Here is a 12,421-nt window from a genome sequence, read left to right as displayed (position 1 = left end):
CCTGTTTTGTGCTGGTGAAAGCAGATGTGTTTTGTGCGCATGGGGCACCTGTTTTGCGCCGTGGCGAATCACACGCTGACCGCTGGGCGGATGGGTCCGTTCGGGCTATTGCGCACGGGCGCCGGGGCGTGCGTGGCGGGGCTGCCGGAGGGCAAGGTCCGGTAGCCGTCGGGGTTGCGTTGCTGCCAGTGCCAGGAATCGCGGCACATGTCGTCGATGTTGCGCATGGCGCGCCAGCCCAGCAGGCTGCCGGCCAACGATACGTCGGCAAAATACTGCGCCACGTCGCCCGCGCGCCGCGGAGCGAATTCAAACGGGATGGGCTGGCCGCTGGCGCGCTCGAAGGCGCGCACCACGCCCAGCACGCTGGTGCCTTCACCGGTTCCCAGGTTCACTGTGAAGCTCTCGCCCTTGGCCAGCAGCGCCTGCACGGCGGCCACATGGCCGGCGGCCAGGTCGGACACGTGCAGGTAGTCGCGCACGCCGGTGCCGTCGGGCGTCGGGTAGTCGCTGCCGAAGACCTGCAGGCGAGCCCGCTTGCCCACGGCCACCTGAGTCACGAAAGGCATCAGGTTGTTGGGGATGCCGTTCGGAYCTTCGCCGATCAGGCCGCTGGGGTGTGCGCCCACCGGGTTGAAGTAGCGCAGCACGCCGGTGCGCCATGACGGATCCGACACGCGCAGCGAAGCCAGGATGTTTTCGCACATGAGCTTGCTCTCGGCATAGGGGCTCTCGGGCGCGCAGGGGAAACCTTCATCAATCGGCACGCTGGCCGGGTCTCCGTAGACGGTGGCGCTCGAGGAAAACACCACGGAGCGGCAAGCGGCGGTGGTGGCCATGGCCTCCAGCAGGCTGAGCAGGCCGCTCACGTTGTTGCGGTAGTACATCAGGGGCTGCTGCACGCTTTCGCCGACGGCCTTGAAGCCGGCGAAGTGCACGGCGGCGACACAGCGGTGGCGCCGCAGCACCTCGGCCACAAAGGCGGTGTCCAGCACGTTGCCTTGTTCGCAGGGAACGCTGCGGCCCGTCAATTGCGCCAGCCGCTCCAGCACGGCCGGGTGGCTGTTCGAAAAGTCGTCGAGGATGACCGGCTGCAAGCCGGCCTCCACCAGGGCCACAAAAGTATGGCTTCCGATATAACCTGCGCCGCCGGTCAGCAGCACGCTGGGAATGTTTTTTGTCATTGGATCAATAGATATGAAGCTGACGGGCAGCGGGTAGATGCGCCAAAAAACGCTGACACATACGGCCTGGCCGCCGGTGAATTGGCGCGGCCACATCCCGTACCTGGGATAGCTCCAGTGTCTTTGTGGCGATGAGGGAAGGCGTGTCAGCGTAAGCCGCAAGCCTGCGTCGGATGCCCGGACACAGGCCTTAAAGCGTGTCGAATCGTTCGGTAAGCACTTGTGAATGGCGCGCCGAAACCGCCTGCGGACGGGGGCGTTTGCCGTGCGCTCGCTGCAGGGCGCGTTTTGCCGCGCCGACAGAAAGTCACAAAGGTTTCCAGGCTTGTGCCGCGTATCTGTGGCGTGCACGCGACTGAAAGGCAAAGGCCGCATGCAGGATGCGGCCTTTGGAAAATCGCGCGGGTTCTTCCGGATACTTCCGGGTTCTCCTGCTTTGGCAGAGAGCCGGAAGAATGCCTGTCAGACCTATCGCTATCGCATCTCGAGAGAAAGATGCGTGGGGCTCAGCGATGCCAGGAAGTCCCCCGCATCGAATGCTTCACCCGCGGTCAGGACGCCGGTGGTTTTGACCTGGCCGCCGAGGACGCGTGCCATGGCCTCGACCACGAGGGGAGCGGTGAAGCCGTAGATGTCCCGCCCGCGGGCGGTGGCGCGGCGTTCCTCGCCGCCGCGGCGCGCGAGCACTTCCACCACAAAGGTTTGCGTCGACAGCCCGCTGTCGTCACCGGCCACGGGCGCCTGCGGGTTCGGGTCGGTCAGGTCCTTGACGGCCGTGGCCGTCATGTAGGAACGGATCTCGGGAACCTTGAGGTGGCGTGAGATCGTCACCGTGTCCGCCATGGTGAATTCCGCGATGACTGGTTGCTTTCCCAGCGGCGCGGCAAAGGTCCATTCAGCGGCCGGTGCTGCTTCCGTGGTGTAGCCGATTTTTCCGTCCGCGAAAACGACCCGGCGGCCGTCCCGGCGCTGCTTGGATACTTGGCCGGCGATCAGGGTCCCCGGCGTTGGCCGCCAGCTGTCAAGCCCGTAGGCGATGGAAATTTCGTCCGCCGAAGTCCAGTCGCCCATGGCCGCGGTTGCCAGCAAGTCGCCGAGTCCGCCGAAAAAGGCCATGGCGTGCACCACAACGATGCCGGCTTCACGTGCGCGATCCGCGAAGAGATTGAAGGTGTCGATGTTGGCTTCTATTTCGGCCGCGACATCCAGGTAGGGAATCCGCGCGCGCATGGCGGCTTCGATCAGCGGTGCGGAGGTGCTGGCAAACGGGCCGGCGCAGTTGATGACCGCCGCGGCGCCCGCCAGCGCACGGTCCAGCGAGATGGGGTCGTCGACCGATGCGGGCCGCAGTGCCAGACCGGGGTATTCCGTGCCGAACGCTTGCAGCTTGCCGGCATCGCGCCCCGAGAGGATGGGCGTCCAGCCTCTGCGGCGCAACTCCTTGACCACGAATTGCCCGGTATGCCCATAGGCGCCGTAGACGGTCACTGTCTTGTTGGATGTCATCACGAATTCCCCTTGTTGAAGTTATTTGTTGAGCTGTTTTTGTCAAAACGATACAGATCTGTAGCGTTTTGGATAATGTAAAGTACAGATCTGTAGCGTGTCAAGCGGAGCCGTCCAAAAATCCCTCCTGGCGTTGTTGCGTCGCCTTGCCGTGCTGGTGCACTGTCTGCGGCGACGCGCCTAGCCAGGACCGCTTCGCTGGGTTTTGTGAACGGCTCTTAAAGGAAATATCGTGAAAAAAAGTCTTTCGGTAGCCAATAGAGTGAGTGACGAACAGGGTGTTCTGAGCGTGCGCGACCGGGTGTTGGAGACGGCGGCGACGCTGTTCTACCGGGAGGGCGTCAGGGCGGTCGGCGTCGACCTGGTAGTGGAACGCTCAGGCGTCGCCAAGACCAGCTTGTACCGGCACTTCGCGACCAAGGATGATCTTGTGGTGGCATTCCTCGAGCGCGAGGACGCCGAATATTGGGAGGACTGGGAAAGCGTCGCGGCGCGGGAGCCGGACGATGCCGAGGCGGAACTGCAGGCGCACCTGCGCTGGATCGCCGAGCACATCGCCGCGCCCAGGTACCGCGGCTGCCCCTTCCTCAATGTAGCGACCGAGTTCCCGGAACCAAGCCATCCCGCCCGCGCGGTTTCCATGCGCAACAAGATGGAGTTGCTGCGCCGCCTGGCCGTGATGGCAAAGAGGATGGGGGTTCGCAAGCCCGACGATCTGGCCGGCCAGCTTGTGCTGCTGATCGACGGCGCATATATGAACGGCCCGCTGCTCGGCAAGAAGGGGCCTGCGAACTCACTCGTGACGGCGGGACAGGCCTTGATGGCTGCCGCGCCGCGCCGCTGATACCAGGACAAAAGAAAAAGCCCTTCTCAAGACGAGAAGGGCTTTTTTGATGGAGGCGCTTCGGTGTTTACATGCCGGCGTAATTCGGCCCGCCACCGCCTTCGGGCGTGACCCAGACGATGTTCTGTGTCGGGTCCTTAATGTCGCAGGTCTTGCAGTGCACGCAGTTCTGCGCGTTGATCTGCAGGCGGTCGGAGTTGTCGGGGTTCTTCACGAACTCGTAGACGCCGGCCGGGCAATAGCGGCTTTCAGGGCCGGCGTATTTGGCCAGGTTGATGCTGACAGGCACGCTCGCGTCCTTGAGCGTCAGGTGCGCGGGCTGGTGTTCTTCGTGGTTGGTGTTCGAGACAAAGACCGAGCTCAGGCGATCGAATGTGATCTTGTTGTCGGGCTTGGGGTACACGATGGGCGTGCACTCGGCGGCCGGCTTGAGTTTGGCGTAGTCGGGAATGCTGTTGTGGATGGTCCAGGGCGGGCTCTTGAAGCCCAGCTTGGGCAGCAGCCAATGCTCGATGCCGGTCATGAAGGCGCCGACGTAGAGGCCCTTCTTGAACCAGGACTTGAAATTGCGCGACTGGTTCAATTCCGCCGCGAGCCAGCTTTTGGCATAGGCCTCGGGGTACGCGGCCAGCTCGTCGTGCTGGCGGCCGGCGGTGACGGCGTCATAGGCGGCTTCGGCGGCCAGCATGCCGGACTTGATGGCCGCGTGGCTGCCCTTGATGCGCGCCGCGTTGAGGTAGCCGGCTTCGCAGCCGATCAGCGCGCCGCCCGGGAACACGGTTTTGGGCAGGCTCAGTGCGCCGCCCGCGGTGATGGCGCGCGCGCCGTAGCTGATGCGCTTGCCGCCTTCAAGATACTGCTTGATGCTGGGGTGGGTCTTCCAGCGCTGCATTTCTTCAAACGGGCTCGGGTAGGGGTTGCTGTAATCCAGGCCGGTGACCATGCCCAGCGTGACCTTGTTGTCCTCGAGGTGGTACATGAAGCCGCCGCCGTAGGTCTGGCTGTCCATGGGCCAGCCGGCGGTGTGGATGACCAGGCCCGGTTTGTGTTTGGCCGGGTCGATTTCCCAGAGCTCTTTGACGCCGAGCGCGTAGCCCTGCGGGTCGCGGCCTGCGTCGAGCTTGAAGCGGCTGATCAGCTGGCGGCCCAGGTGGCCGCGCGCGCCTTCGGCGAACACGGTGTATTTGCCGTGCAGTTCCATGCCGAGCTGGAAGTTGTCGGTGGGCTGGCCGTCCTTGCCGATGCCGAGGTTGCCGGTGGCCACGCCCTTGACGGAACCATCGTCGTTGTAGAGCACTTCGGCCGCCGCGAAGCCCGGGAAGATTTCAACGTCCAGCGCCTCGGCCTGCTGCGCCAGCCAGCGCACCACATTGCCGAGGCTGATGACGTAGTTGCCTTCGTTGTGAAAGCAGTCCGGCACAAAAAAGGCCGGTGTCTTGATCGCGCTTTTTTCGCTGAGGAAGAGCACCTCGTCGGCGGTGACGGGCTGGTTCAGCGGCGCGCCCTGAGCCTTCCAGTCGGGCAGCAGTTCGGTCAGTGCTTTCGGGTCCATCACCGCGCCCGAGAGGATGTGGGCGCCGGGCTCCGATCCCTTTTCGAGCACCACGACGGAAACGTCCTTGCCTTTTTCGGCCGCGAGCTGCTTGAGCCGAATCGCGGTGGCCAGGCCGCCGGGGCCGCCGCCCACCACGACCACGTCGTATTCCATCGCCTCACGGGGGCCGAACTGGGCCAGAATTTCTTGGGTATTCATCGGGGACTCGCTGATAATGATTTTCAGGAAGGATTGTCGGTCTCGCGTTGGATTTTATGTCGCGAATGCAGCGATGCGAACGGTCGTTCTCTTTTGTACGGTTTAAATTGAGAGAGGAGCCTCTAATGGCTTACAGCATTGATCTGTCGGGGCGTGTCGCCCTCGTGACCGGCGCCTCGGGCGGGCTGGGCGCCCAGTTCGCCAAAACACTGAGCGCCGCCGGTGCAGCCGTGGTGCTGGCCAGCCGCAGGCTGGACAAACTCAAGGACCTGCGCGCGCAGATCGAGGCGGCCGGCGGCGACGCGCACGTGGTGGAGCTTGACGTGACCGACCACGCCAGCATCAAGGCCGGCGTGGCCCATGCTGAAACCGAAGTCGGCCCCATCGACATCCTGGTCAACAATTCGGGCGTGAGCAACACGCAGCGCATCCAGGACGTGGATGAGGAAGACTACGACTTCGTCTTCAACACCAATGTGAAAGGCGCCTTCTTCGTGGCGCAGGAAGTCGGCAAGCGCATGCTGGCCCGTTCGCGCGGCGCCGGGCCCGGCAACTATGCCGGCGGCCGCATCATCAACATAGCCTCCATGGCCGGGCTGCGTGTGCTGCCGCAGATCGGCGTGTACTGCATGAGCAAGGCGGCCGTGGTGCAGATGACCAAAGCCATGGCGCTGGAGTGGGGCAAGTTCGGCATCAACGTCAACGCGATCTGCCCCGGCTATATTGACACCGAGATCAACCACCACCACTGGGAGACCGAGCAGGGCAAGAAGCTGGTGCAGATGCTGCCGCGCAAGCGCATCGGCAAGCCGCAGGACCTGGACGCGCTGCTGGTGATGCTGGCCAGCGGTGAGAGCCATTTCGTCAACGGCGCGGTGATAGCGGCGGATGACGGCTTTGGCGTTTGAACCGATTCACAACGTCAATCAATTCGGAGAGAGAGAGAACAACATGATGGATTCCGTAGTGCCTTACCTCGGCCCGATAGGCCTGATCTTCCTGGCCTTGCTCGCGGGCGTGGTCAGCCCCGGCCCCAGCTTTGTGCAGGTCGCGCGCATCGCGGTTTCGCGTTCGCGCGCCGACGGGCTGGCCGCCGCGCTGGGCATGGGACTGGGCGCGCTGGTGTTTGCCATGCTGGCACTGGCCGGGTTGCAGGCGCTGCTGGCGGCTTTGCCTGGCGTCTACATGGCGCTCAAGGTTGTCGGCGGCCTGTACCTGATGTGGATCGCCGTCCAGATCTGGCGCGGCGCGCACCAGCCGCTCGAGATGGGCGGCGACGAAAAGGGCGCCTCGCGCCGCACGGTGCTGCAATCGTTTCGCCAGGGGCTGGTGACGCAGCTCAGCAATCCCAAGATCGTGGTGGTCTACAGCAGCGTGTTCGCGGCGCTGCTGCCCGCGCGGTTTCCCCTCCCGGCTGCCTTGCTGGTGCTGGCCGGCGTGCTCGTGATGGAAACCGGCTGGTATGCCGTGGTGGCGGTGGTGCTGTCTTCGTCCGTGCCGCGCGCCGCCTATCTGCGCAGCAAGGCCGTGGTGGACCGCACAGCCGCCGGCGCCATGGGCTTGCTCGGGTTGCGCCTGGTCGCGACCGCGCACACCGCCTGATGCCTGATAGATGCTGACGGGCATTCTGGCCGGGCTCGCGGCGGGTGCGCTGTGGGGCCTGGTGTTTGTGGCACCGCGCATGCTCGAAATGGGCGTGGGCGGCTATTCTTCGATCGACCTCACGGCCGGGCGCTTTGCCGTCTACGGCGTGCTGGCCGTGCTGGTGATGCTGGCGGGCCTGCGCAGCCGCCGCCTGCCCACGCTGCGCCAGGCCTGGGCCGCGCTGTTCATGAGCATCCTCGGCTTCAGCGGCTACTACCTGCTGCTGGTACTGGCCATACGCGACGCGGGCACTGAAGTGCCTTCGCTCGTCATCGGCACCATCCCTATCTGGGTGATGCTGCTGGGCAAGCCGCGGAGCCTGCGCTGGGCCGCGCTGCTGCCGGGGCTGGCGCTCACGCTGGCCGGGCTGGCGCTCATGATGGGGTCCACACACGAAGCCGGCCAGGGCACGGCCACGCATTTCTGGCGCGGCATGCTGTTCGTGACGGCCTCCCTGGTGTGCTGGACGGCTTTCGCCATCCTTAATTCCGCCTGGCTCAAGCGCCATCCTGAAGTCAATGCCACCGACTGGGCCAACTGGCTGGGCGTGGCCACCGGCCTGGGCGCGCTGCTGATGTGGGGCGTGGCGGGCTCGGATGCCGGCGTGCTGGCCGGGCGTGAAGACCGATGGATGTTTGTGCTGCTGTGCGTGGTCGCGGGCGCGGGTTCGACCTGGCTGGCCACCATCCTCTGGAACATGGCCAGCCAGCGGCTCAGCGCCAGCCTGTGCGGCCAGCTCATCGTCAGCGAAACAATTTTTGCGCTGCTGTATTCCTTTGCCTGGGACGGCCGCTGGCCGACCCTGGTACAGCTCACCGCCTGCGTGTTGTTCACGCTGGGCATTCTTGCCTCCATACGGGCGCACCGCTAGGTGCGATGGCCATCATGAAGATTGAAATCCCCGAGAAGAAAAAGCTGGTCCATGAGATGGTCATCCCGATCCGCTGGGGCGACATGGATGCCATGGGCCACCTCAACAACGGCAGCTACTTCCGTTACCTGGAAACCATACGCATAGACTGGATGTACGGCATCGGCTGCAAACCCGATCCGTTGGGCGAGGGCCCGGTCATCGTCAACGCTTTCTGCAACTTCTACAAGCAGCTCGAATACCCGGGCGACGTGCTGATGAAGATGTATGTCAGCGACCCGGGCCGCAGCACTTTTGAAAGCTGGGCGACGATGGAGCGCAGCGATGCACCGGGCGTGATCTGCGCCGCGGGCGGCGCCACCACCATCTGGGGTGTACCACATCGCCCCCTTGCGGCCCCAGAAGAATTTGAGTGCGCTCCACCAGGTCCCGGGCTTGAACAGGGTGCCGTCGTGCCACAGGTTGAGCACCGTCTGCCGTCCTGAGTCGAAGGTGAACAGCAGCACCGCGTAGATGTACCAGCGTATGCGCCAGGCGTAGTTGCCCTGCACGGCCTGGTAAAGGTCATAGGCGACGGCACGGTGCTCGGTTTCCTCGGCCGCGTGCCAGCGCCAGAGGGTTTGCATTCTCGGGTCGGCGCTGTCCAGCGTGTCGTTGTGGCGCAGCAGGTAGTCGGCCAGCACGGCGGTGAGGTGCTCGTAGGCGGCCGTCACCGCCAGGAAGTGGCGCGGCGCGATGCCTCTTTTCTTCGCGAAGTCGATGCGCGCCGTGGCCCAGTGCTGCCAGCGGTTGACCAGGCCCTGCGTTTCCAGGTGCGCGTTGTAGAGCGCGTGGATGTGGCGGTGCGTGGCCTCCTGGCCTATGAACTGCGCCGCGGCTTCGTGCAGCAAGGCATGCTCGGGCGTCTGCGGCAGCAGCTTCGCGCAGTCGCGCACGGAGTCGATAAAGGATTGCTCGCCGACCGGAAAGCTCATCGACAAGGCATTGTGGTACTGGCTCAGGAAGGCGTCGCCGCCATACCAGTGGCGGTCAAAGCCCTGGCCCAGGTCGACCTCGAGCTTGCGCACGGTCAGGCCGGAGGGGTTGGCCGCTGCGGGATTGGGCGCGGCCGGGGCGATGGGGGGAGCGGTGGCGGTCGAAGTCATGAAATCCTCAGGCCGGCTTGGGCGGTTTGGGCACGCGGCCCATCAAGTAAAACTCGGGGTTGGGTTGCATGTCGCTGAAGCTGGCCATGCGGTTCGAGAGGCCGAAGAAAGCCGTGATCGCCGCGATGTCCCAGGCGTCCTCGTCGTCAAAGCCGTGGCCGTACAGCGCCTCGAAGTCGGCGCCTTCAATCCGGTCGGCCTGCAGGCAGACCTTCATGGCGAAGTCCAGCATGGCGCGCTGGCGCGGCGTGATGTCGGCCTTGCGGTAGTTGACCGCCACCTGGTCCGCGACCAGCGGCTTCTTTTCATAAATCCGCAGGATGGCGCCGTGCGCCACCACGCAGTACAAGCAGTTGTTGGCCGCGCTGGTGGTGGTGACGATCATTTCGCGGTCGCCCTTGGTCAGCGTGCCGCTGGGGTTGGAGCCTTCTTCCTTGAGCATCAACGCATCGTGGTACGCAAAGAAGGCGCGCCATTCGGCGGGTCGGCGCGCCAGTGCCAGGAAGACATTGGGCAGAAAGCCGGCTTTTTCCTGTACTTCCAGGATTTTGGCCTGGATGTCTTGCGGCAGGTCTTTCAGTTCGGGCGCAGGATAGCGGGGCGCCGCGCCGGAAGTTTTGGGGCTGGTCATCAGGTCTCCTTCAAGGGCTTTATGAATAAGTGGCTCGGCTTCAAGCGTAAGGCAAGAGGGCGGGTTCGGCGGCGCGGAAGCAGGGCAGCGGGGATGTCATTAATAAAAGCTATGAGATAAATATTTTTAATTGCCTTTGATTATTTTGTTGCGAAACCTAGACTGTGCTTCACAGGCCAACCGCCTGGCAAGCCCAAGCCCTCCAAGTCCTCCAAGCCCTTACACGGCGCCACTTACTCAATAGAAGGTAACCCATCATGGCCGATCACAACACGCAAAGCGAAGCCTCTTGCCCATTCTCGGGCGGCGCCCGCAAACACGCACTGGCTGGCGTCGCAACCAATGCCGCCTGGTGGCCCGAGCAGCTCAACCTCAAGATCCTTCACCAGAACTCCCCGCTGTCCGATCCCATGGGCCTGGCGTTCAACTATGCCGAGGAGTTCAAGACCCTGGACCTGCATGCCGTCGTCAAGGACCTCCATGCGTTGATGACGGATTCGCAGGACTGGTGGCCSGCSGACTWCGGYCAYTACGGCCCGTTTTTCATCCGCATGGCCTGGCACAGCGCGGGCACTTACCGCATCGCCGAYGGCCGCGGCGGCGCGGGTTCCGGCACGCAGCGSTTCGCGCCGCTGAAYAGCTGGCCSGATAAYGKAAAYCTCGACAAGGCGCGSCGCCTGTTGTGGCCGATCAAGCAGAAGTACGGCCGGAAAATCTCCTGGGCCGACCTGATGGTCCTGGCCGGCACCGTGGCCATGGAATCGATGGGATTGAAGACCTTCGGTTTTGCCGGCGGACGTCCCGACGTCTGGGAGCCGGAAGAGATTTACTGGGGACCTGAGTCCGAGTGGATGGGCGACAAGCGTTACACCGGCGATCGCGAACTCGAAAACCCCCTGGGCGCGGTCCAGATGGGCCTGATTTACGTGAACCCCGAAGGCCCGAACGGCAAGCCGGATCCGCTGGGCTCGGCACGCGACATCCGCGAGACCTTCGCCCGCATGGCMATGAACGAYGAAGAGACCGTGGCGCTGAYCGCCGGCGGSCACACCTTCGGCAAATCCCATGGCGCGGCCAATCCCGGCGAGCATGTCGGCCCCGAGCCCGAGGGCGGCAGCATCGAGGACCAGGGCTTTGGCTGGATCAACAAGTTCGGCGCCGGCCACGGTGTCCACACCATCACCAGCGGTATCGAAGGAGCCTGGACCAAGAACCCCACCAAGTGGGACAACGGCTATTTCGAGAACCTGTTCGGCTACGAGTGGGAATTGACGAAGAGCCCCGCCGGTGCGCACCAGTGGAAACCCAAGGACCCGGCCGCCGCGACCACCGTGCCGGATGCCCATGACCCCGCGCTGCGCCATGCCCCGATGATGACCACGGCCGACATGGCCATGCGCATGGACCCGGCCTAYGAGAAGATCTCGCGGCGTTTCATGGCCAACCCGCAGGAGTTCGCGGATGCCTTCGCCCGTGCCTGGTACAAGCTGACGCACCGCGACATGGGCCCGGCCGCGCGCTACCTGGGCCCGCTGGTGCCGAAGGAAGAATTGATCTGGCAGGACCCGCTTCCCGCAGTCGACCACCCGCTGGTCAATGAGCAGGACATCGCGGCCCTCAAGGCCATGGTCCTTGCCTCCGGACTGTCCGTCTCCCAACTCGTCACGACGGCCTGGGCGTCCGCCGCGCCCTTCCGCGGCAGCGACAAGCGCGGCGGTGCGAACGGGGCGCGCATCCGCCTCGCGCCCCAAAAAGACTGGGACGCCAACCAGCCGGCCGAGCTGGCGAAAGTCCTGAAAGTGCTGGAGTCCATCCAGGCCGGTTTTAATGGCGCGCAGTCCGGCGGCAAGAAGGTGTCGCTGGCCGACCTGATTGTTCTCGGCGGCTGCGCGGCCATCGAGGCGGCCGCCAAGAAGGCCGGCCACGACGTGAAAGTGCCTTTTTCGCCCGGGCGCACCGACGCTTCGCAGGAACAGACCGATGCGGCRTCGTTCGCCGTGCTGGAGCCGACCGCGGACGGCTTTCGCAACTACGGCCGCAAGGGGCAGGAGAAGCGTGCCGCCGAGCAGCTGGTCGACCGCGCCAACCTGATGACGCTGACCGCCCCCGAGATGACGGTGCTGGTCGGCGGCATGCGCGCCTTGAATGCCAACGCTGGGCAGGCCCAACATGGTGTATTCACCAAACGGCCCGGGACATTGAGCAACGACTTCTTCGTGAACCTGCTCGACATGCGCACGAAGTGGCAAAAGTCCGCCGAATCCGAAGGCGTGCTCGAGGGGCGCGACCGGACCACGGGCAAGCTCAAGTGGACGGCGACGGTGACCGACCTCGTCTTCGGCTCGAACTCCCAGTTGCGCGCCATCGCGGAAGTCTATGGGTCCAGCGATTCGCAACAGGTGTTCGTGCGCGACTTTGTGGCCGCCTGGACCAAGGTCATGAACCTGGACCGTTACGACCTGGCTTGACCCGAACGAAGTTGATCCCTGCCCGCCCCGGTGAAAGCCTGGGCGGGCTTTTTTGTTTTCCACTACGCTTGGGCTTTGAGAATTTTTTCCAAGGAGCTCACGTGACCTCGACATCTTCCAGCGACTTCGACAAGGGCCTGGCCACCCGCAAGCAGGTGATGGGTGAAGACTTCGTGGCCAATRCCTTCGGCAAGGCGACCGACTTTTCCCTGCCCATCCAGCACTACATCACGCGCAACGCCTGGGGCGACGTGTGGCAGCGGCCTGGGCTGGACCTGAAGACGCGCAGCCTGGTCACTGTGGCCATGCTGACCGCCCTGGGCAAGCAGCATGAACTCAAGGGCCATGTGGCAGCATGAACTCAAGGGCCATGTG

Annotated in this window: 10 protein-coding genes and 2 pseudogenes; 7 read left to right on the top strand and 5 right to left on the bottom strand. The window is 64.2% G+C overall.

The features are described 5' to 3' along the window. Positions 1–68: 68 nt before the first annotated feature. On the bottom strand, positions 69–1,184 hold the full coding sequence (galE, locus tag AC1D0P_RS07875) for a UDP-glucose 4-epimerase GalE (protein ID WP_477676219.1): 1,116 nt from the start codon (positions 1,182–1,184) through the stop codon (positions 69–71). Positions 1,185–1,658: 474 nt separating this feature from the next. Continuing rightward, a complete protein-coding gene (locus tag AC1D0P_RS07870) occupies positions 1,659–2,690 on the bottom strand; it encodes a saccharopine dehydrogenase family protein (RefSeq protein ID WP_477676218.1) in 1,032 nt (343 codons plus the stop codon). 232 nt (positions 2,691–2,922) lie between these two features. Here AC1D0P_RS07870 and AC1D0P_RS07865 point away from each other — a divergent pair, with 232 nt between their 5' ends. Then, positions 2,923–3,534, top strand: a complete 612-nt coding sequence (locus tag AC1D0P_RS07865; RefSeq protein WP_477676217.1) for a TetR/AcrR family transcriptional regulator — start codon at positions 2,923–2,925, stop codon at positions 3,532–3,534. Between the two features lie 67 nt (positions 3,535–3,601). Here the strand turns inward: AC1D0P_RS07865 and AC1D0P_RS07860 are convergent, their stop codons facing one another. Continuing rightward, a complete protein-coding gene (locus AC1D0P_RS07860) occupies positions 3,602–5,287 on the bottom strand; it encodes an electron transfer flavoprotein-ubiquinone oxidoreductase (protein ID WP_477676216.1) in 1,686 nt (561 codons plus the stop codon). Between the two features lie 125 nt (positions 5,288–5,412). On the opposite strand from AC1D0P_RS07860, the gene AC1D0P_RS07855 reads away from it, so the two are divergent. From AC1D0P_RS07855 to AC1D0P_RS07840, 4 genes are read left to right on the top strand one after another with little or no spacing between them, the layout of a single operon-like run. Further along, on the top strand, positions 5,413–6,195 hold the full coding sequence (locus tag AC1D0P_RS07855) for an SDR family oxidoreductase (RefSeq protein ID WP_477676215.1): 783 nt from the start codon (positions 5,413–5,415) through the stop codon (positions 6,193–6,195). A gap of 43 nt (positions 6,196–6,238) precedes the next feature. Beyond that, positions 6,239–6,889 (top strand): LysE family translocator, encoded by a 651-nt coding sequence (locus AC1D0P_RS07850; protein WP_477676214.1) that lies wholly within the window; start codon positions 6,239–6,241, stop codon positions 6,887–6,889. Positions 6,890–6,899: 10 nt separating this feature from the next. Beyond that, positions 6,900–7,802: a DMT family transporter gene (locus AC1D0P_RS07845; RefSeq protein WP_477676213.1), complete on the top strand. Its 903-nt coding sequence runs from the start codon at positions 6,900–6,902 to the stop codon at positions 7,800–7,802. 14 nt (positions 7,803–7,816) lie between these two features. After that, positions 7,817–8,287: an acyl-CoA thioesterase gene (locus AC1D0P_RS07840; RefSeq protein WP_477676246.1), complete on the top strand. Its 471-nt coding sequence runs from the start codon at positions 7,817–7,819 to the stop codon at positions 8,285–8,287. Here the strand turns inward: AC1D0P_RS07840 and AC1D0P_RS07835 are convergent. Both AC1D0P_RS07835 and AC1D0P_RS07830 read right to left on the bottom strand, forming a co-directional pair. Further along, a pseudogene (locus AC1D0P_RS07835) lies at positions 8,243–8,947 on the bottom strand (metal-dependent hydrolase); the annotation flags it as partial. The gene AC1D0P_RS07840 and the pseudogene AC1D0P_RS07835 overlap by 45 nt on opposite strands. Positions 8,948–8,954: 7 nt before the next feature. Then, positions 8,955–9,578 (bottom strand): peroxidase-related enzyme, encoded by a 624-nt coding sequence (locus AC1D0P_RS07830; protein WP_477676212.1) that lies wholly within the window; start codon positions 9,576–9,578, stop codon positions 8,955–8,957. Between the two features lie 257 nt (positions 9,579–9,835). On the opposite strand from AC1D0P_RS07830, the gene katG reads away from it, so the two are divergent. Next, complete coding sequence (gene katG / locus AC1D0P_RS07825) at positions 9,836–12,046, top strand: catalase/peroxidase HPI (protein WP_477676211.1); 2,211 nt, start codon at positions 9,836–9,838, stop codon at positions 12,044–12,046. Between the two features lie 158 nt (positions 12,047–12,204). Continuing rightward, positions 12,205–12,396, top strand: a pseudogene (locus AC1D0P_RS07820) (carboxymuconolactone decarboxylase family protein); the annotation flags it as partial. Positions 12,397–12,421 lie beyond the last annotated feature (25 nt).

The organism is Polaromonas sp. P1_G2 (assembly GCF_056405515.1).
This window is presented reverse-complemented; position numbering and strand designations above follow the sequence as displayed.

Bases quoted from the DNA above. Each gene is read 5' to 3' on its own strand.
- AC1D0P_RS07870 (WP_477676218.1), bottom strand. From the start codon at position 2,690: ATGACATCCAACAAGACAGTGACCGTCTACGGCGCCTATGGGCATACC.
- AC1D0P_RS07860 (WP_477676216.1), bottom strand. From the start codon at position 5,287: ATGAATACCCAAGAAATTCTGGCCCAGTTCGGCCCCCGTGAGGCGATG.
- AC1D0P_RS07855 (WP_477676215.1), top strand. From the start codon at position 5,413: ATGGCTTACAGCATTGATCTGTCGGGGCGTGTCGCCCTCGTGACCGGC.
- AC1D0P_RS07850 (WP_477676214.1), top strand. From the start codon at position 6,239: ATGATGGATTCCGTAGTGCCTTACCTCGGCCCGATAGGCCTGATCTTC.
- AC1D0P_RS07845 (WP_477676213.1), top strand. From the start codon at position 6,900: ATGCTGACGGGCATTCTGGCCGGGCTCGCGGCGGGTGCGCTGTGGGGC.
- AC1D0P_RS07840 (WP_477676246.1), top strand. From the start codon at position 7,817: ATGAAGATTGAAATCCCCGAGAAGAAAAAGCTGGTCCATGAGATGGTC.
- AC1D0P_RS07830 (WP_477676212.1), bottom strand. From the start codon at position 9,578: ATGACCAGCCCCAAAACTTCCGGCGCGGCGCCCCGCTATCCTGCGCCC.